Annotated in this window: 17 protein-coding genes and 1 pseudogene; 8 read left to right on the top strand and 10 right to left on the bottom strand. The window is 71.0% G+C overall.

What is annotated here, in order from left to right:
• Positions 1-9: 9 nt before the first annotated feature.
• Genes AB0B14_RS01740 through AB0B14_RS01730 form a run of 3 tightly spaced genes read right to left on the bottom strand, consistent with a single transcriptional unit; the run spans position 10 to position 2,485 of the window.
• The gene (locus AB0B14_RS01740; RefSeq protein ID WP_357520633.1) at positions 10-720 is read right to left on the bottom strand and encodes a hypothetical protein; all 711 of its coding nucleotides are present in this window, start codon (positions 718-720) and stop codon (positions 10-12) included.
• On the bottom strand, positions 717-1,628 hold the full coding sequence (locus AB0B14_RS01735) for an ATP-binding cassette domain-containing protein (RefSeq protein ID WP_357064005.1): 912 nt from the start codon (positions 1,626-1,628) through the stop codon (positions 717-719). Before AB0B14_RS01735 ends, AB0B14_RS01740 begins: the two co-directional genes overlap by 4 nt.
• A complete protein-coding gene (locus AB0B14_RS01730) occupies positions 1,625-2,485 on the bottom strand; it encodes a hypothetical protein (protein WP_357064008.1) in 861 nt (286 codons plus the stop codon). Before AB0B14_RS01730 ends, AB0B14_RS01735 begins: the two co-directional genes overlap by 4 nt.
• Positions 2,486-2,629: 144 nt before the next feature.
• Between AB0B14_RS01730 and AB0B14_RS01725 the strand changes: the two genes are divergently transcribed.
• Complete coding sequence (locus tag AB0B14_RS01725; RefSeq protein WP_357520631.1) at positions 2,630-3,814, top strand: histidine kinase; 1,185 nt, start codon at positions 2,630-2,632, stop codon at positions 3,812-3,814.
• Positions 3,798-4,457 (top strand): response regulator transcription factor, encoded by a 660-nt coding sequence (locus tag AB0B14_RS01720; RefSeq protein ID WP_357064014.1) that lies wholly within the window; start codon positions 3,798-3,800, stop codon positions 4,455-4,457. Before AB0B14_RS01725 ends, AB0B14_RS01720 begins: the two co-directional genes overlap by 17 nt.
• Before the next feature lie 39 nt (positions 4,458-4,496).
• Here the strand turns inward: AB0B14_RS01720 and AB0B14_RS01715 are convergent, their stop codons facing one another.
• The 5 genes and pseudogenes from AB0B14_RS01715 to AB0B14_RS01695 all read right to left on the bottom strand — a co-directional run bounded on the left by AB0B14_RS01715 (position 4,497) and on the right by AB0B14_RS01695 (position 9,772).
• The gene (locus AB0B14_RS01715) at positions 4,497-5,021 is read right to left on the bottom strand and encodes a hypothetical protein (RefSeq protein WP_357064017.1); all 525 of its coding nucleotides are present in this window, start codon (positions 5,019-5,021) and stop codon (positions 4,497-4,499) included.
• Positions 5,022-5,390: 369 nt separating this feature from the next.
• Positions 5,391-6,206 (bottom strand): FkbM family methyltransferase, encoded by an 816-nt coding sequence (locus AB0B14_RS01710; protein ID WP_357520629.1) that lies wholly within the window; start codon positions 6,204-6,206, stop codon positions 5,391-5,393.
• Positions 6,207-6,242: 36 nt separating this feature from the next.
• The gene (locus AB0B14_RS01705; protein ID WP_357520627.1) at positions 6,243-7,898 is read right to left on the bottom strand and encodes a sulfatase; all 1,656 of its coding nucleotides are present in this window, start codon (positions 7,896-7,898) and stop codon (positions 6,243-6,245) included.
• A 187-nt stretch (positions 7,899-8,085) separates the two neighbouring features.
• Positions 8,086-8,794 (bottom strand): annotated as a pseudogene (locus tag AB0B14_RS01700) (CDP-alcohol phosphatidyltransferase family protein); the annotation flags it as partial.
• Positions 8,795-8,953: 159 nt separating this feature from the next.
• Positions 8,954-9,772 carry a helix-turn-helix transcriptional regulator gene (locus AB0B14_RS01695; protein ID WP_357520625.1) on the bottom strand — a complete coding sequence of 273 codons (819 nt, stop codon included), beginning with the start codon at positions 9,770-9,772 and terminating at the stop codon, positions 8,954-8,956.
• A 121-nt stretch (positions 9,773-9,893) separates the two neighbouring features.
• On the opposite strand from AB0B14_RS01695, the gene AB0B14_RS01690 reads away from it, so the two are divergent.
• Positions 9,894-10,238, top strand: a complete 345-nt coding sequence (locus tag AB0B14_RS01690; protein WP_357064027.1) for a DUF1330 domain-containing protein — start codon at positions 9,894-9,896, stop codon at positions 10,236-10,238.
• Between the two features lie 95 nt (positions 10,239-10,333).
• Here the strand turns inward: AB0B14_RS01690 and AB0B14_RS01685 are convergent, their stop codons facing one another.
• Positions 10,334-11,509, bottom strand: coding sequence for a beta-propeller fold lactonase family protein (locus tag AB0B14_RS01685; RefSeq protein WP_357520624.1), 1,176 nt, complete (start codon positions 11,507-11,509; stop codon positions 10,334-10,336).
• 208 nt (positions 11,510-11,717) lie between these two features.
• On the opposite strand from AB0B14_RS01685, the gene AB0B14_RS01680 reads away from it, so the two are divergent.
• The 5 genes from AB0B14_RS01680 to AB0B14_RS01660 all read left to right on the top strand — a co-directional run bounded on the left by AB0B14_RS01680 (position 11,718) and on the right by AB0B14_RS01660 (position 15,531).
• Positions 11,718-12,113 carry a hypothetical protein gene (locus tag AB0B14_RS01680; protein ID WP_357520622.1) on the top strand — a complete coding sequence of 132 codons (396 nt, stop codon included), beginning with the start codon at positions 11,718-11,720 and terminating at the stop codon, positions 12,111-12,113.
• Positions 12,114-12,288: 175 nt separating this feature from the next.
• Positions 12,289-13,215 carry a hypothetical protein gene (locus tag AB0B14_RS01675; RefSeq protein WP_357064036.1) on the top strand — a complete coding sequence of 309 codons (927 nt, stop codon included), beginning with the start codon at positions 12,289-12,291 and terminating at the stop codon, positions 13,213-13,215.
• A complete protein-coding gene (locus AB0B14_RS01670) occupies positions 13,212-13,664 on the top strand; it encodes an ABA4-like family protein (protein ID WP_357520620.1) in 453 nt (150 codons plus the stop codon). Before AB0B14_RS01675 ends, AB0B14_RS01670 begins: the two co-directional genes overlap by 4 nt.
• A 5-nt stretch (positions 13,665-13,669) precedes the next feature.
• Entirely contained in the window at positions 13,670-14,908 is a 1,239-nt protein-coding gene (locus AB0B14_RS01665) for a histidine kinase (protein WP_357520618.1), read from the top strand.
• Complete coding sequence (locus AB0B14_RS01660; RefSeq protein WP_357064046.1) at positions 14,905-15,531, top strand: response regulator transcription factor; 627 nt, start codon at positions 14,905-14,907, stop codon at positions 15,529-15,531. Before AB0B14_RS01665 ends, AB0B14_RS01660 begins: the two co-directional genes overlap by 4 nt.
• Here the strand turns inward: AB0B14_RS01660 and AB0B14_RS01655 are convergent.
• Entirely contained in the window at positions 15,528-17,318 is a 1,791-nt protein-coding gene (locus AB0B14_RS01655) for a gamma-glutamyltransferase family protein (protein WP_357520616.1), read from the bottom strand. The genes AB0B14_RS01660 and AB0B14_RS01655 overlap by 4 nt on opposite strands.
• Positions 17,319-17,365 lie beyond the last annotated feature (47 nt).

The following is a 17,365-nucleotide window of genomic DNA, read 5'->3' as shown; positions in this document are numbered from 1 at the left end:
GCGCTCGGTTCAGGTCAGGTCGCGACGCCAAGCGACGAGCAGGGCGACGCCCACGGCGCTCCCGGCGTACAGGAACAGGACTCCGAACGCCACCGGCAACGCCACCGTGCCGCCCAGCTGGGCGACTGTCGTGATGAGGCCGATGGGCAGGTAGTCACCGATCCCGAAGGCAAAACCGAGGAGCATCTCGACGAACTGCCACCCGATGATGGCCCCCACGGCGACGGCCGGATGGGGCATCAGTACCCCGATGGCGGCGCCGAGCGCGCCGAGCACGGCGATCGCCGCCGTGACGGCCAGGATACGAAGAACAGCATCGCCGGGCCCGTCGAGCACGACTTCTCGTCCGATCGCGATGGGTGTGACCACCGCTGTCGCCAGCAGCGCGGACAGCAGCCCGAGGACGGCGCCGACGCAGGCGAACGCCGACACCTTGGCGCCGAGCACGGGGAACCGCCGCGGCACCGCCAGGTAGTCGAGGCCCACCGTCCGGCGGACGAACTCACTGCCGACCACGGCCGCGGCCAGGGCGGCCACGACCACGCCCACCACGACGAGCGAGACGTCCATGAAGTCGACGACGCTCGTGTTGTCCTCGACCGGGTCCAGTGCGGCATCCAGCAGGCTGACGAAGGCCACGACCGGGAGGACGAGAAGCACCGCCCAGGTCGACCGCACGGTACGCAGTTTCATCAGCTCGGCGCGGGTCAGTGCGATCATCGGATCGATTCCTTTCCGCTGGTGAGGCGGAAGTACGCCTCTTCCAGTGAGGGTTCGTCAACGAGAAGACGGTCCACCCCGATGCCGTGGTCGAAGGCGACTCGGCCGACGGCGCGGCTGTCGTTTCCGGCGACGGTGAGGGTGACTCCGGTGCGTTCGAGGACCTGGTGGCCCCGTTCGGCCAGCAGGACGGCGAGACGGTCCGGCTCGGGGACACTGATCTGCACCGTCGGATCGCCGGCGAGCTTTCTGAGCCCGGCGAGCGTCTCCTGGGCGATGAGCTGGCCGTGCCCGACCACGACCGCCTTGTCGACCATCAGCGCGAGCTCGGCCAGCCCGTGGCTGGACACCAGCACGGCACGCCCCTCGGCGGCGAGGCCGCGGAGGAACTCGCGCAGCCAGCGGACACCCTCGGGGTCCAGCCCGTTGGCGGGCTCGTCGATGATCAGGATCGCGGGGTCGCCGAGCAGTGCCGCGGCCAGGGCGAGCCGCTGGCGCATACCGAGCGAGTAGCCGCCCACCCGGCGACCGGCGGCACGTTCCAGCCCGACGTTGTCGATGACCTCCTGGACCCGCCGCTTGGGGAGCCTCGCCTGGCGGGCCAGGATCCGTAGGTGGTTGCGACCGGTGCGGCCCGGGTGCACGGCGCTGGCCTCCAACACGGTGCCGACGGTGCCCAACGGGTCGGCCAACTCCCGGTAGGGGCGTCCGGCGACGTGCGCCCGGCCGCTGTCCGGCCGGATGTGCCCGACGAGCGAGCGCATGGTGGTGGTCTTGCCCGCACCGTTGGGGCCGATGAAGCCGACCACGCTGCCGTACTCGGCGGTGAAGCTCAGGCCGTCGACGGCTCTGAGCTTGCCGAACCTCTTCGTCAGCGCCGCTACCTCGATGGCGTACGCACTGGTCATGGCTTTTCTTCTCCTTTCGAAACGGGCGGGCGTTCGTCCCTGCGACGACCCCATCGGGTACGCCCACCGGGCTTGAAGACGGAGAGGATCGTCGCGGTCCACAGCAGGGTGGCGAACAGCCCCATGGCGCCGATCAGCAGCATCCCGGTGGTGCCGGTCTCGATCAGGCCGGGTGCGCTCCGGGCCTCCAGCTCCTCGATCCAGGGGCCCTCGAAGCCCGCGAGGAACGGGAGGGCGAGCGCGATGACCAGCTTGGCCAACACCCACCTGTGCCGGAGCAGACCCCAGGGGGTGCCGAGCGAAACCACGACACCGGTGACGATCGCCAGAAAGGCGCTCGGAATCGCCAGGAAGATGTCGAACCTGCTCAGCATCAGGTAGGCCCCGTGCTGCAACTCGTGGCTGTCGGCCGTCGCCCCGGTGACCGCCAGCAACAGCATCCCCATCGAGATGCCCAGCCAGCCGACCCCGATGCCGACGTGCAGCGTCAGCCAGACCTTGCGCGCCATCCGCCCCAACCGGGGGAAACGCGGCTTCAGGCCGACCACGACCGCCGAGGACAGCGCCATGCCGAGCCACGGCATGTCGTGGGCGAGCAGGAACAGAAACTGCGCCGGTACGAAGAGCAGGTGGAAGACGATCAGCACCGGCCGGATGCGGGCGGCGGGCACGGGGTGCCCGAGCGCGAGCCAGCCGCCGATCGACAGCACCGCGGCAAGCGCGTAGCCGTACGTCCCGGCGGTCGTGAAGAACGGGTGCGGCGGGTCGGGGCGCAGCGCGATCAGGGCACCCGCGGCGACGGCGAAGACACCGAAGACGAGCTGCGTTGTTCGCGGATTGAGACGTGGACTGGCCATGCGCCAACCCTCGCCGGGGCGGGTAGCCCGGGGCGTCGGCGGATCCGATACAACGAATCAGTCTATCGGCGATGATCAACGGGGGTGTCGTACAACTTTCGACCGACGCCTGCGCCTGCCGGTCGGCCCTACGCTGGCACCATCATGACGTCGCGTCTCCTGGCCCAGGTGGTGCGCTGGTTCCGCCGCCGCCCGGTGATCGACGCGGTGGCGGCGGTCGCCATGGCACTGTGCGTGGCGACTGGGGAGTTCGGGGTGGACTTCTTCGGCCCCACCCTCGCCGGCTTCGGCCCCCGTATTCCCCCGCTCTGGCTCGGCATCCCCCTCGGCCTCGCGGTCGGGCTGCTGACCTGGCGGCGGCGACGGGCCCCGGCCGTCCTGCTGGCCGGGTCGCTGGCGGCAAGCGTTCTCGTGTCGGCCCAGCTGACGGTCATGCTCGCGCTCTACACGCTGGCCGAGCGCAGCACGGCGTGGCCGAAGGTCACCGTCAGCCTCCTGGTCTCGGTGGTCCTGGTCGGCACGCCGATCTGGTGGTACGCCGGCGCCGACGGAGCGATCCCGGTCACCGTCGCGGTGTGCGTTGCCCCGGCGCTCCTCGGCCTCTACGTCGGCACCCGGCGCGAGCTGGTCGAACGGATGCGGGAGCGGGCCGAGCGGCTCGAACGCGAACAGCACCAGCGGGTGGCCCAGGCCCGCAGCGACGAACGGGCCCACATCGCCCGCGACATGCACGACGTCGTCGCCCACCGGGTGGCGCTGATCGTGCTGCAGGCCACCGCCCTGGAGTCGGCCAGGGGCGGGGACGCGGTGAGCCGAGGGCGGCAGATCGCAGCGATCGGGCGTGAGGCACTCGCCGAACTGCGCGCCCTGGTCGGAATCCTGCGCGGCGATGACGACGTGCCGCTCGCCCCGCAGCCCGGCCTGGCGGAGTTGGACGCGCTGGTCGAGGATTCCCGTCGGCTCGGCGTCCCGGTCACCCTGGACGTGGAGAACGACACCGGGGTACGCCTACCGCTGCTCGTCGAGCACGCGGTCTACCGCATCGTGCAGGAGTCCCTGACCAACGTGCACAAGCACGCGCCGGGCGCCCGGACCCGGATACGCGTCCGGCAGACGCGGCAGTCGCTTCGGGTAACAATCAGCAACGGTCGCGGACGGCCCGCCACGGCCCCGCCGCTGCCGGCCGGCGGCCACGGGCTCCTCGGCCTCGCCGAACGCGTCCACCTGATCGGCGGGGAGCTCACCTCTGGCCCGACCGAGGACGGGGGATTCCGCCTGGTCGTCGAGGTACCGATCGCACCCGGGAAGGACAATGACGGCACCGACTAGGACGTTGATCGTCGACGACGAGTGGCTGGTGCGCTCGACGCTGCGCACCATCCTCGATGCGGCCCCGGACATCACGGTGGTCGGAGAGGCGTCCGACGGCGCCGAGGCGGTCGACCTCGCGCGGACGCTCCGACCCGATGTCGTCCTCATGGACATCCGCATGCCACGGATCGACGGGCTGACGGCGACCGAGCGGATCGCCCGGCTGGACCGTCCGCCACACGTCGTCGTGCTCACCACCTTCGACCTCGACGAGTACGTGCACACGGCGCTGCGGTACGGCGCCGTCGGCTTCCTGCTGAAGGACGCCCCCGCCGAGGACATGCTCAACGCGGTGCGAAGCGCGGCGCGCGGCGACGCGATGATCTCCCCGCGGGTCACCCGCAGACTGCTTCGGCAGTTCTCCGGTCCGACCTCCGATCGGCGCAGCAACGCCGAACAGCGCCTCGCGGTGCTCACCGAGAGGGAACGGGAAGTCCTGGTCGCCGTCGGCGGCGGCCTGTCCAACACCGCGATCGCGGCCTCGCTCTACCTGAGCGAGGCGACGGTGAAGACCCACATCAGCCGGATCCTGGCCAAGCTGGGCCTGACCAACCGGGTCCAGGCGGCGATCCTCGCCCACCAGGCCGGAGTGCTCGACTGAGGTCCTGACAACGTCGCGCGGGCGCCGGTCGTCCGCTGGTCAGTGCCTTGTCCCGGGTCTGGCGCGCTCGGCGAGCCAGTTCGGCGGCAAGGGGATGGTGTGGAACCACTCGCGCGAAATCTGGCCGTAAAATGGCGCCTTGAGCACCGGCGTTCCCCCACCGAACCGGGCGGCGGCCGCGGAGGCTCGCCGGACGTTCAACCACCAGCCGCCCATCCCCCGGGAGTGAACGATCCGGTTGCCTTGGACGATACCCACGTTACGGTTCGTAGCGGGGATGTTGCTCGTCGTCCACACTCGACCGTGGAAGTAGACGATGGCGTCGATATTGGACCAGGGTTCACGCTTCGCCGGCCGACCAAAGTCATCCGGGCCCAGGTAGACACCCTGCTCGTCAATCGCGAAGAGCACCTCCCGCCGCATCGCGCTCAGCACGCGACGACGTCCGCTGGCGAGGAAGATGACCTCGAACAGCACCCCGAGGATGAAGAACAGATAGCGGACGGACAGGTCCTGTAGGCCGATCACGATGGCCGTGACCGGTAACAGGCTGTACAGCGCCAACGTCAGCCCGGTCCGGAGCCGGCTCCGCCGGACCACGTACGCCGAAGCCGGATCCATTCTCATGGCTACAAGATAGCGAGTGCCGCCACGACACCAGCAGGCGCCGAGCATCGAGTGCGGTCCACGGAGGGTGTGCGATCCGGTGCGCCGAAGGGTGCCGCTGCTCCGGGTGCCCGGGGTGCCCACACATCCTTTGCTCTGCACCCGCCGACGCACCAGTTACGGACCGTGCGTGGTGCACCGGCGGGTGCAGAGCAAAGGATAAGGATGCGGTACGAGGGGGTCAGCCCAGCACCTGCTGCCGTCGCTGACCGGGCAACTCGCCGCTGGCGCGGTAGTCCCCCCGTCGGATCCCGCCGGGTTGGATGCTCAGACGGCGGCGGTGCTCGCCACGGCTCCCGGCTGGTGCCGACCGGTCACGCAGTACACGTCGCCGGAATTCGCCCGGTGCGGCAGGTCGCGCAGGTGTGCCGCCATGTCACTGGCGGGCAGCCACCGCTCGAAAGTCATCGACTTGTCGTCGCCCAGCGCGACGTCGAAGCCGTCGAAACCGAGCGTGGTCAGCCGATCGAGACACCGACCGGCAACCGGGCGCGCGATGGTGGTGAACTCGAAGGAGAGCGCCGGCAGCGACCGGCTCAGGCCGGCCAGCACCTCGTCCTCGAAGCCCTCCACGTCGATCTTGGCGAAGGTCGGCACGCCGTACTCGTCGATCAGCGCGTCGACGGTGACCACCGGCACCTCGATGTCGGCATCCCACACCTCGCCCTCCCACCCGCCGGCACCCTTCGCCGCCCGCACGAAGCCGGGCGAGGCGGTCGACACGGTGGGGTTCGTGGAGTTGACGTGCAACCGGGTGCGCCCGGTGCGCGCGCCACACGCCGCTTCGACGAGAGTGACCTGGTCGTCGTCGGCGTAGATCGCCCGCAGGGCGCGCAGACACAGCGGCTGCGGCTCCACGGCGACGACCCGGGCTCCGAGGCGACGGAAACTGCCGATGTGGTCGCCCACATGGGAGCCGATGTCGAAGACGAGATCCCCACTCGTGACGAACCGGGCGTAGAAGGCGTCCATCCGCGCGTCGCGGTCGGGGTCGCCGTAGTAGACGTCCAGCGACCGGTGCAGCGGGGACATCACCGGATCGGTCCGGAGCGCGGCGATCCTGGTGTCGGTGGTAGCCGTCATCTGTGTGGGTCCAGTCCGTGAGAGAGGTGGCCGGTGTTACGGTCCGAAGGCGGTCAGGAAGCGGTCGCGGAAGGCGTCCATCCGCCAGACCGGTGCCTGCGGCCCGGGCTTCAGCCCGTCCTGCCAGCCCCACCCGGAGATCCGGTCCAGGACGGCCCGGTCCCGCGTGATGATCGAGATCGGGACGTCGCGGCTGGCGTTCTCGCCGGTGACGACCGCGGCGGGCTGGTGGTCACCGAGCACGATGAACACGAGATCGTCGTCGCCGTAGGTCTGCACGTAGGAGATGAGCGAGCCCATCGTGTACTCGATGGAATGCCGGTAGTCCGCCCGGATCTGGGTGGTGCTTCGTCGCCGCTCGTCCGACGCCCCACCGGCGGCACGGAAGACCGATCCGTCGCCCACCGTGGCCCAGTCGACGAACGGCGGGACGGGCGTCCAGGGCGCGTGACTCGACACCAGCGCCAACTCCGTCATCACCGGGGTGCCGTCGTGCCTGGCCTGCTCCAGCCGCCGCCAGCTGGCCAGGGTGTACTGGTCGGGCGGGGTGCCGAAGCTGAACTTCGGGCCACGGTACGCGAGCGTCTTGGCGTTGTAGAACCGGTCGTAGCCGAAGAAGGAGCCCTCTGGCCACGCCCGGGTGACGGCGGGCATGACACCCACGGTCTGCCAGTTCGCCCGCCGGAAGGCGCCGTTGAGGGTCATCCGGTCACTCGCCAGCAGGGTGCGGTGCCGCTGGTCGTTGTCGATCCAGAGGCCGGAGAGCAGGGTGTCGTGCGCGAGCCAACTGCCACCACCGAACGTCGGCGAGGTGAGGAAGCCGCTCTGCGCGGCGAACCCCGCCGCGGCCAGCCGGCTGGTGCCGCCGTCGAGGACCGCACCGACCTGCGGCGCGAACTCCGGGTCCTCGACGGCGTCCCGGCCGTAGCTCTCCACGAAGGCGACGACCACGTTCTTGCCGCGCAGCGCGGTCAACAACTGGTCACCCGGTGTGTCGCCGAACCGGTCGTCCTCGATCAGGGCGCCGAACGTCTCCCGGTCGTCGAGGCGCAGACGCACCTGGAAGCCGTGGCCGTTGGCCAGGGTGGTCGCGGACGTGTCGGCGACCGGAAGACCCGACACCCGCACGTTGAACGCGGCGCAGGCCACCCAGAGGACCACCAGCGCGGCCACGAGCCGCGTCGTCGCGGTGCGGTGCCGGATCGCCAGCCGCCGCAGTCGTCGCACCGACAACGTGACCAGGATGGGCAGGCCCACGACCACCACCGCCAGGGCACTCGCGGCGCCGATGGCGGCGGGCCGACCGTAGGACTCGCTGAGGAAGGCGAACCCCTCGTCGAGCAACGCCCAGTCGAGCACCGGGTCGAACGCCCGGCTGAGCGAGGCGGAGAACCCCAGGTCGAGCAGCTTCAGCAGGCCGAGCAGGCCGAGGGCCACGCCGGCGAGGGTGGCCACCAGCCGGCTCCACCGCGACGGCAGGGCGAGCAGGAGGGCCACGACCAGCAGCGCCTCCAGGGGGATCCGCACGAACGCCGCCGGGGTGAGGCGGCCGAAGTCGTACGGCATGGTGAGGACGAACAACACGAGTAGTGCGGCCAGCACGGCCGTCAGCCGGGCGACGATGGCGCGCCTCGCGCGGCCCGCGCCTGCGGTGCCGTCGTCGGCGGTACCACCCGGTGGTCCGTCCCTCATCGCCTCTCGCCTCTGGCTCGGCAGCTCACGTACTCGCGTCAAGAGCGACAACCCGGGCATCCTTCCATGGTCACTAAGGCGTGCGGCGGACCGGCGGCTCAGACACGGGCGACCCCGCCGCGGGCCACGGCGCCCGTCGGGCGGTGGCTGGTCAGGTGGACCATCGTGGCCGGTACGGCCGGGGTGCCGTGGAGCGGGGTGTGGCGGCGGTGCCGGGTCTGCCACAGCCACGTGACATCGCGGCCGAACGACTCGATCAGCAGCGCCAGTGACGCCATCAGCACAAGGGTCGTCAGCGGCCCGGGTAGCGCGTCTCCCATGGCCACCATCAGCACCACGCCCTGGATCGCCGCGACGACCTTGCGCCAGTAGCGCGGCGGCAGGGAACCGCGCATCCAGCCCAGCACCCAGCTCGCGGCGACGAAGACGTAGCGCATCGCGCCGATCGCGAGCACCCAGCCACCCACCGCCGGGGCGACGTGCAGGCAGAGCACCAGCACCAGGAAGGAGTCGATCTCCATGTCGAAGCGCGCGCCCAGCTCACTGGTGGTCCCGGTGCGTCGGGCCGTGTACCCGTCCACCGCGTCGAGGGCCAACGCCACGGCGGTCAGGGTGACCATGACCGCGATCGGCGCCGGCCGGGTGAGCGCGTCCGCGGCCAGGGCCGTCACGCCGCCGACGAGGATCGCCCGACTCAGGGTCACCCGGTCGGCCGGGCTCAGGCCCCGCGCACCCGACCGGGACAGCCCCCGGCCGAGCAGGACGCACAGGCCAACGCCGTACGCCAGGCCGGCCAGCCACCCCGCGGTGCCGAGACCGACGGTCCCGGCGAGCACCGCCAGCACCGCGATCTGCACGAGCAGTCCGAGGACCGGACCGGTTCGAACCGTTGACATCGTGCCTCCGCGACTCTGGTGGGTGCCCTCACCGGGAACACGGAAAATATGACCGATAGGTTCATTCTGAAACGCTGGCGGCACGGCTGGCACGGTGGACGCGGGAGGAGTTGCCTCGGCCGAGGTGTGCCGACAGGGCGCCCCGATTGGGCGCCGAGGTCATCGCGTGCCGGCTCCGGGCGTGCCGAGGGCGTGCAGCGCGGCGGCGGTCACCGGATCGGCGGGGAAGAATGCCTCGACGGCCAGCCCGGCGACTGTGACGTCCAGCGGGGTGCCGAAGAGGGTGGTGGTGCTGATGAAGGACAGCTCTCGCTCGCCGTGGCGGTACCGCAGTGGGATGACGACACGCGACCGGTCGTCGCTGGTGGGCGCCACGACGTCGTCGCCACTGGGATAGCCGCGAAGTTCTTCGAGCAGGTCGGACAGGACCGGGTCGGTGGTCGTCGCGGCCTGCTGACGCAGGCGTGCGAGCAGGTGGGCCCGCCAGTCGGGCAGGTTGATGATTCGCGACGCCATGCCGTCGGGGTGCAGGCTGAGCCGCAGCACGTTGATCGGTGGGGTCAGCAGGTGAGGTTCCGCGCCGGCGGTGAACAGGGCGACGGCGGGGTTGGCCTCGACGAGCTGCCAGTGCTGGTCGACGAGTACCGCGGGGTACGGGCTGTGCCCGTCGAGCATCTGCCGTACGGCGGCCCGTAGCGGGGCGAGTTCCGGGTCGCTCAGCTCCTGACTGGGATAGGCGGGGGCGTATCCGCCGGCGAGCAGCACCGTGTTGCGCTCCGCCAGTGGCATGTCGAGCTGCTCCGCCAGCCGCAGGATCAGGTCCGGGCTCGGCCGGGACCGTCCGGTTTCCACGAAGCTCAGATGCCGGGCCGACACCCCGGCCCCGATCGACAGGTCGAGCTGACTCAACCCACGGGCTCGACGCCAGTCGCGCAGCAGCTCCCCCACCGCCCGGCCCGGCCTGGTCCTGGTCGTCACTCCCTGACCCTAGTGACCACAACGGGGTACGCCCTATTACCTGCGACGTAATCGACAGCGAGCGCCGGCACTCGCGATCATTTCCGGCAAGGCCACGACCCGTCCGCAACTAAGGAGAACCATGACCGCGTACGCGCTCGCTCATCTGCGCCGGGCACCGGTCCATGCCGAGGTGCTGGAATACCTAGAGCTCATCGATGCCACTCTGGTGCCCTTCGGTGGCCGGTTCATCGTCCACGGTGGGCCGGTCGAGGCGCTGGAAGGTAGTTGGTCGGGCGACCTGGTCATCGTCGAGTTCCCCGATTCGGCCAGTGCCCGATCCTGGTACCACTCGCCCGCGTACCAGGAGATCAAACCCCTGCGGACGAGGCACCTCGCGGGCGAGTTGATCATCGTCGAGGGAGTCGACGCCGACCACAGCTCAGCGGAGTTGGCTGCCGCGCTCCGACGGGCCGACGGTTCCTAGCGTCGGGATCAGGGCATCGGCAGGGCGCGGCCCTCGGGGGCGGGCAGGGAACTGGTCCCGGTCGGCGAGCGACCGGGACCAGCGGGTGACGCCTGTCAGGAGGCGGCGATGCCCTCCATGCCGATACCGTTCTCGAACTTCGGCAGGCCCTCCACGGTGGTGACGAGCCTCAGCGAGCCGTCCTTGTTCACCTCGTAGCCCTGCACGTTGCCGGCGGTGGCGTTCTGCACGTACAGGAAGCCGTCTTCGGCGGTCATGTCGATCGACCCGCCGTTGGTGTCGGCGGCGACGTTCTTGACGATCTCGAGCTTGCCGTCGTCGTTGACCCGGTAGGAGCTGATGGTGGAGCTGCCGGCGTTGGCGACGAAGAAGTAGTCGCCGACGCGTTGGATCCAGCACGGCGCCAGCTGACCGTTGGGCACCGACTCGCCGACCTGGTCGAGCGTGCCGTCGTCCTCCAGCTCGAACCGGCTGACCGCGTTGGCGCCCGACTCGGTGACCAGCAGCGAGTCCTCGCTGTCGAAGGTGAAGCCGAACGGGGTGTTCCCCGCGTCGCTGATGACGGGGTTCGAGGCCAGCTCGCCGTGGCGACCGATCTCGTAGCTGAACATGACGTTGGCGCCCTTTGTCGACACCAGGACGAACTCGCTGTCCGGGTCGATCTTGACCTGCGCCGGGGCGGTGCCGAACGCGGGCGGGTTGCCGTTGTGCAGCCCGAGCGACCGGTTGGCGTCCTCGATCCGCGACAGGTGGCCCTTGCGCACCTCGAAGCCCTGTACCGAGCCTTCGCCACCGGCGTTGAGGACGTAGACGAGATCGCCACGGGCCGCGATGCTGACCGGCAGCAGGCCCCCGGACCAGATGACCTGGAGCTTGTGCAGCTTGGTGCCCTCGACACCGAAGACGGTCACGGTGTTGCTGCCGGCGTTGACGGCGAAGAGCAACCCCTTGTGGTAGATCAGGGAGCCCTGCGAGGCGAGCGCGTCGAGCGGCGCGCCGATGGTGAAGCCGCCCAGCCCGCCCGTCTCGTACTCACCCGCCTTGGTGAGACGGCCGTCCTCGTCGCGGTCGTACACCTTGATGGTGTTGCCCTCGGCCTTGTTGGTCTGGACGAAGACCGCGCCCTCGTCGTCGCCGTGGTGGTTGTCACCCCCCTTGCGGTCGTCGTGGTAACCGGGGCCGCCACCGTCGGCGAGAGCCGTTCCGGGGACCGAACCGACGCTGGTCAGACCCGCCAGGAGGGCTGCCGCGAGCGCAACGCTGCGCTTCATCACTGACTCCTTTACGCCCACGAAGGGAGGAATACGAGTTTTCCTCTGCTTCGAAAGCTATCGGAGGATGTAGTCGTGATGGGTACTCTTACCCTAAAGCGGTAATTTTGTACCGTTGTGTCGAATGAGCAGACGTACGCGCCCGGATGGCATATCGCAAAGCGGACGGTGATGGCGCGCAAGGGCCACCGGATGGGATGCTGCACCGGTGATTCGCCGACACGCCGTCCGGCTCGGGCTGGCGATCGCGCTACTCGCCGGCTGCTCCGAGGCGGCGTACCCGCTGCCGGACCGAAACTCGGCTGACGTTCAGGCTGAGGAGGAACGGCTCGTGACGCTCCTGCCCAGCGAGTTGCTGGGCGGACCAGGCACCTGCAAGGTCCGACTGCTCGGGCGCGACGGCTCTTCCTCGTTTGCGTGGGCACACTGCGATGCAGCCCCGGGGGCCGAGGGCGGCTGGAGCCTCTCCGTGCCGGTGCGAGTGGACGGCGATCGCGTAACGCAGCCCGGCGACGGAAGCGAATACTCCGCGAGTGTGCGCCGCATGTTCCCCGAGCGGCTGGCAAGAGTTGTTCTCGACGATCACGGCAAGCTGCGGCCCTGACGGTCTCGGATGGCGACGGCATCGCTGCCGTTTCGCGGATCTGGGGCGCGGCGCGGGGAGGTCCGAGGCCGGTTTTCGCCTCCTACCCAGGGAGGAGGCCCGCTCCGACCGCCGGCCGCAACCGGGGCTCGCGGTCGGACGCTTTCGAACCGACCGGCCACGAGCATCTACAGGCATGACTACCGTGCTGCGTCGGGCGACGCACTGGAACCGCCCACTGATGGTCCTGGTCTCCGTGATGGCGGTGCTCACCGTCATCGCCGCGGTTGGCGTCTTCGCCGACTCGCGCGTCCTCACCGGGGCGCCGATCTGGCTCAAGCCGTTCAAGTTCGGGGTGTCCTTCGTGCTGTACGGCGCGACGCTCGCCTGGATGCTCTCCCTGCTGCCCCGCCGCAGCCGGGCCGTCGAGAGGGCGGTCGTTATCATCGTCGCGGTGGCGGTCGTCGAGAACGCGTGGATCGTCGGTCAGATGCTCCGCGGGGAGACCAGCCACTACAACATCTCCACCCCCCTGAACATCGTGTTGACCGCGTCGACGGGCCTGGCGATCATGTTCCTGTTCTTCGCGCACCTCGTCATCGGGATCGTGGTCCTGATTCAGCGGATCCCCGACCGGGTCGCCGCGACCGCCGTCGGGTGGGGCCTCGGCCTGTCCCTGCTGGGCATGCTCGCGGCGGTGCCGATGGTGCTGCCGACGCAGGACCCGGGGATCGAGGGGATCAGCGGGGCGCACAGCGTCGGTGTGCCCGACGGCGGGCCGGGTTTGCCGATCGTCGGCTGGAGCACCACGGGTGGTGACCTGCGGATCGGGCACTTCGTGGGGTTGCACGCCCTCCAGGCGCTGCCGATCCTGGCGATCCTGCTGACCCGGTTCGCCACCCGGCTGGACGCCCGTACCCGCGTCCGCCTGCTGGTCGTCGCGGGCAGCGCGTACGGCGTACTCATCGTGTTGTTGACCTGGCAGGCGCTGCGCGGACAGCCGCTGCTGCGCCCGGACGCCGGCACGCTGGCCGCGGTCGCGGCCCTGGTGGTCGCGACGGCGGCCGCCAGCGGGCTGGTGCTGGCCCGCCGACGCCGCCCGGAACTGGCGTTGGCCGCGTGACCGAGACGCTCTTCTCTCTGACGTTCACGGTGGCCGCGCCGTTCTGGGCGCTGATGATCCTGCTGCCGCGCTGGACGTGGACCGTCCGGATCATCTCCTCGCCGCTGATCGTGCTGCCGGTCGTGGTGATCTACGCCCTGCTGGTGATCCCGGCGTTCGGCGACGTGCTGACGGCCGTGCGGTCACCGACCGTGGACGGGGTGCGTGACCTGCTCGGCACCTCCACCGGAGCGGCGGCGGGCTGGGCGCACATGATCGCGTTCGATCTGTTCGTCGGGCGCTGGGCCTGGTTGGACAGCAGGGAACGGGGGGTGCCGGCGCTGGTGATGGCCCCGGTGCTGCTGCTGACCATCCTGCTCGGACCGCTGGGCCTGGCCGCGTACCTCGCGGTCCGGCCCCGGTGGCGGCGACCGTCGGCTGCCGCCACCGGCGCGCAGCACCTAGGCTGACCACCGTGGGATGGCCGGGGCGACTGTTCGACATGCGGGACACGCTCGTGCGGATGGTGCTGCTCGACCTCAGCGGGATCTGCTACCTGATCTTCGTCCCCCACTCCACCAGGACACCGAACGGGACACAGTGGACCCTCGCGGTGCTCGCGTTCGTGGTGGCGCTCGCGACACACCGTTGGCCGGTGGTCAGCCTGCTGACCCAGGCCGCCCTGCTGGTGGTCGCGATCGGCCTGGTCGACGACTTCACGATCAACCAGGTCGGTGCCAGTTGGGCGCTGCTCGAGGTCACCATGCGGGCACACCGCCCCCGGGTCATCTGGCTGTCCGCCGCGTTGCTGGTCGTGGTCGACCTGATCGACTCGATCGGCGCCCCGGCCAACCAGGTCGCCTCCGGGGTCGTCGGGCTGGCCCTGGAGGTCGGCGTGCCGGTGCTGCTCGGCCTGGTCATCCGCACCAACCGGGAGTTGAGTCGGCAGGCCGTCGAGCGGGCCGTGGCCGAGCAGCGCCAGCACCAGTCGGAGCACCGCGCGGCGCGCGCCGACGAACGCGCCGCCATCGCCCGCGAGCTGCACGACGTCGTCGCGCACCACGTGGCGTCGATGGTCCTGCGGGTCGGCGTGGCCCGGCACGTGCTCACCGACCTGGACCCCCGGGTGGGCGAGGTGTTCGACGACGTGCACGGCACCGGCACCGCGGCGCTGGCGGAGCTGCGCCGGCTGGTCGCGGTGCTGCGCGACCCCGACGGGGTACGCGGTGACGCGGCGCTGACCGCGATCGAACCCTCGGCGCTGCCGGCGGCGATCGGCGCGTCCGTCGACCGGGCCCGCCAGGCCGGTGTCACAGTGGAGGCCGACCTCGATCCGGCGATCGGTTCGCTCGACGCGGTCCGCGGCATGGCGGTGCTGCGACTGACCCAGGAGGCGCTGACCAACGTGGCCAAACACGCGGGGACGTCCGCGTTCGCCCACCTCGTGGTCACCGTCCGCGACGATGCCGTGCACTGGGAGGTCGCCGACAACGGACACGGTGGGGTGCCGGTGGGCGCGCCGACCGGTGGCGGGCACGGCATCACCGGGATGCGCGAGCGCGTCGAGGTTCTCGGCGGTCGACTGGAGGCCGGCCCGACACCGACGGGGTGGCGGGTGCGCACCGTGCTCCCGGCCCCCGCCGAGCCGCCCGCCCGCCCGGTGCCCCGCGACCGCACGGCCCCCGCCGGTTCGCCCGCGCCGGAGCCGGCGTGATCCGGGTGCTGCTGGTCGACGACCAGCACCTCATCCGAGCCGGGCTGCGCATGCTCTGCGACGCCCAACCTGACATCGAGGTCGTCGGCGAGGCCGACAACGGCCGCGAGGCGATCCCGCTGGCCGGGCGGCTCCTGCCCGACGTCGTCGTCATGGACCTGCGCATGCCCGGAGTCGACGGGATCACCGCGACCAGCCGGATCCTCGCCGACCGCCCCACCACCCGCATCCTGGTGCTGACCACGTTCGGCGACGACGACCACCTCTACCCCGCCCTGACCGCCGGCGCCTGCGGGTTCCTCCTCAAGGACGCGCCGCCGACCGAGCTGCTCGACGGCATCCGCCGGGCCGCCGTCGGTGACAGCCCGTTCAGCCCGGAGGTGCTGCGGCGTCTCGTCCAGCGCGCGGTGCACGCCCGACCCGAGACACCACGGCTGGTGCAGGGTCTGACCGCCCGCGAACGCGACGTCCTGGACCTGGTCGCCGAGGGCCTGTCCAACACCGAGATCGGCGACCGGCTGCACATCGGTGTCACCACGGTGAAGACCCACATCACCAGCCTGATGACCAAGACCGACAGCCCCAACCGGGTACGCCTCGCCCTGTTCGCGCGCGGCGTCTAACGGCCGCACGCGTAGCCCTGCATCCCCCGGGGGTTGGCACCGGCGGCCAGCACGCCCGTCGACGGGTCACGGGTCACCGCGCACAGCCGGCCCAGGCTCCATCCGTCGGTGACCCGCACCTCGTGCCCGTACGCCCGCAGGGCCGCCCGCACGCCCTCGTCGAGCCGGTCCTCCACCACCAGGACGCCGGGCTCCATCTCGCGTGGATAGAACGACCCCGGCAGGCTGAGCGTGTGCCAGGCCGGCGCGTCGATCGCCTCCTGCAGCGGCTGACCGGCGACGAGATGCCGCAGCAGGAACGGCAGCTGCCACTGGTCCTGCTGGTCACCGCCGGGTGTCCCGCAGGCCAGCACCGGCTCCCCGTCGCGGTGCACCATCGTCGGGCTCAGCGTCGTACGCGGCCGACGGCCCGGCGCCAACGACGAGGCGAGCCCCTCCTGAAGCCAGCACATCTGCAACCTGCTGCCCAGCGGGAAGCCGAGGTCGGCAATGGTCGGCGAACTCTGCAACCAGCCACCACTGGGCGTCGCGGAGATCATGTTGCCCCAGCGGTCGACCACGTCCACGTGGCAGGTGTCGCCGCGGGTCACCCCGTCCGCGCGTACGGTCGGCTCCCCCGTCGTCGGGTCCGTCGCGTGCGTACGTCGCGCGGCGTCGGGTCGGGCCTGGGCCGGCAGGCGGGGCCGCAGTCCGTCGGGGCGCCCCGGCCGCACCTGCGCCGACGCGCGATCGCCGATCAGGGCCGCCCGCTGGCGCGCGTACTCCCGGGAGAGCAGCGCTTCGCCCGGCACGTCGTGGCCGTCGCCGTACCAGGCCTCCCGGTCGGCGAAGGCGAGCTTGAGCGCCTCGACCTGGGCGTGCACTCCGGCCGCGGTGCCCGGGTCGTAGGCGCCGGGATCGTCGAGCGCGTCCAGGGTCGCCAACGACTCCAGCAGCACCGGGCCCTGGCCCCAGAAGCCGGTCTTCGCCACCGAGTAGCCGTGCCAGTCGAGGGTGGCGGGCGCCTCCCAGGTCGCCGAGTACGCCGCCAGGTCGTCGCCGGTGACCAGCCCGGCGTGTGGCCGTCCGCTGGAGTCCTGGAACGGCTGCCGGCTGAACGTGTCGATCGCCTCGGCCACGAACCCCGTACTCCAGGCGCGGCGCGCGGCCTCGATCTGCGCCTCCCGGTCGGCACCGGCCGCCTGGCCCGCCTTGACCAGCCGGCGCAGGGTGTCCGCGTACGCCGGGTTGGTGACCAGCTCCCCCGGCGCCGGTGGCCGGCCGCCGCGCAGCCAGAGTGCGGCGGAGGTCGGCCAGTGGTCCTCGAACAGCGACCGGACGGCCGCCACGGTGGCACCGACCTGACCCACCACGGGATGGCCGGCGCCGGCGTAGCCGATGGCCGGCTCCAGCACCTCGGCGAGGGTGCGTGTGCCGTGCTCGCGCAGCAGCAGGAGCCAGGCGTCCACGGCACCGGGTACGGCGGCCGCGAGCGGCCCGGCACCCGGGATGAGATCCATCCCGAGGGACCGGAAGTGCGCGATGGTGGCGCCGGCCGGTGCGGGCCCCTGCCCGCACAGCACCGTCGGCCTGGGGTCCGCCGCGGTGGCCACGATGGCCGGCACCTCGCCGCCCGGCCCGTTGAGGTGCGGCTCGACGACGTGCAGGACGAACCCGGCGGTGACCGCCGCGTCGAAGGCGTTGCCTCCGCGTTCCAGGATGCCCATGGCCGACTGGCTGGCGAGCCAGTGCGTGGAGGAGACCATGCCGAAGGTGCCCCGCAACGTGGGTCGGGTGGTGAACGTCATGAGGACACCTCACTCGCAGCCGCGGTGCGAACGCAAGACCTGCCGGC

Source organism: Micromonospora sp. NPDC049171 (assembly GCF_040648275.1).
Lineage (GTDB): Bacteria > Actinomycetota > Actinomycetes > Mycobacteriales > Micromonosporaceae > Micromonospora.
The sequence above is the reverse complement of the archived record's forward strand: the minus strand, read 5'-3'. Positions and strand labels throughout refer to the sequence as shown.

Excerpts from the sequence above, each read along its gene's own strand:
- AB0B14_RS01740 (WP_357520633.1), bottom strand. The coding sequence starts at position 720 with ATGATCGCACTGACCCGCGCCGAGCTGATGAAACTGCGTACCGTGCGG.
- AB0B14_RS01735 (WP_357064005.1), bottom strand. The coding sequence starts at position 1,628 with ATGACCAGTGCGTACGCCATCGAGGTAGCGGCGCTGACGAAGAGGTTC.
- AB0B14_RS01730 (WP_357064008.1), bottom strand. The coding sequence starts at position 2,485 with ATGGCCAGTCCACGTCTCAATCCGCGAACAACGCAGCTCGTCTTCGGT.
- AB0B14_RS01725 (WP_357520631.1), top strand. The coding sequence starts at position 2,630 with ATGACGTCGCGTCTCCTGGCCCAGGTGGTGCGCTGGTTCCGCCGCCGC.
- AB0B14_RS01720 (WP_357064014.1), top strand. The coding sequence starts at position 3,798 with ATGACGGCACCGACTAGGACGTTGATCGTCGACGACGAGTGGCTGGTG.
- AB0B14_RS01710 (WP_357520629.1), bottom strand. The coding sequence starts at position 6,206 with ATGACGGCTACCACCGACACCAGGATCGCCGCGCTCCGGACCGATCCG.
- AB0B14_RS01705 (WP_357520627.1), bottom strand. The coding sequence starts at position 7,898 with ATGAGGGACGGACCACCGGGTGGTACCGCCGACGACGGCACCGCAGGC.
- AB0B14_RS01690 (WP_357064027.1), top strand. The coding sequence starts at position 9,894 with ATGACCGCGTACGCGCTCGCTCATCTGCGCCGGGCACCGGTCCATGCC.
- AB0B14_RS01685 (WP_357520624.1), bottom strand. The coding sequence starts at position 11,509 with ATGAAGCGCAGCGTTGCGCTCGCGGCAGCCCTCCTGGCGGGTCTGACC.
- AB0B14_RS01675 (WP_357064036.1), top strand. The coding sequence starts at position 12,289 with ATGACTACCGTGCTGCGTCGGGCGACGCACTGGAACCGCCCACTGATG.
- AB0B14_RS01655 (WP_357520616.1), bottom strand. The coding sequence starts at position 17,318 with ATGACGTTCACCACCCGACCCACGTTGCGGGGCACCTTCGGCATGGTC.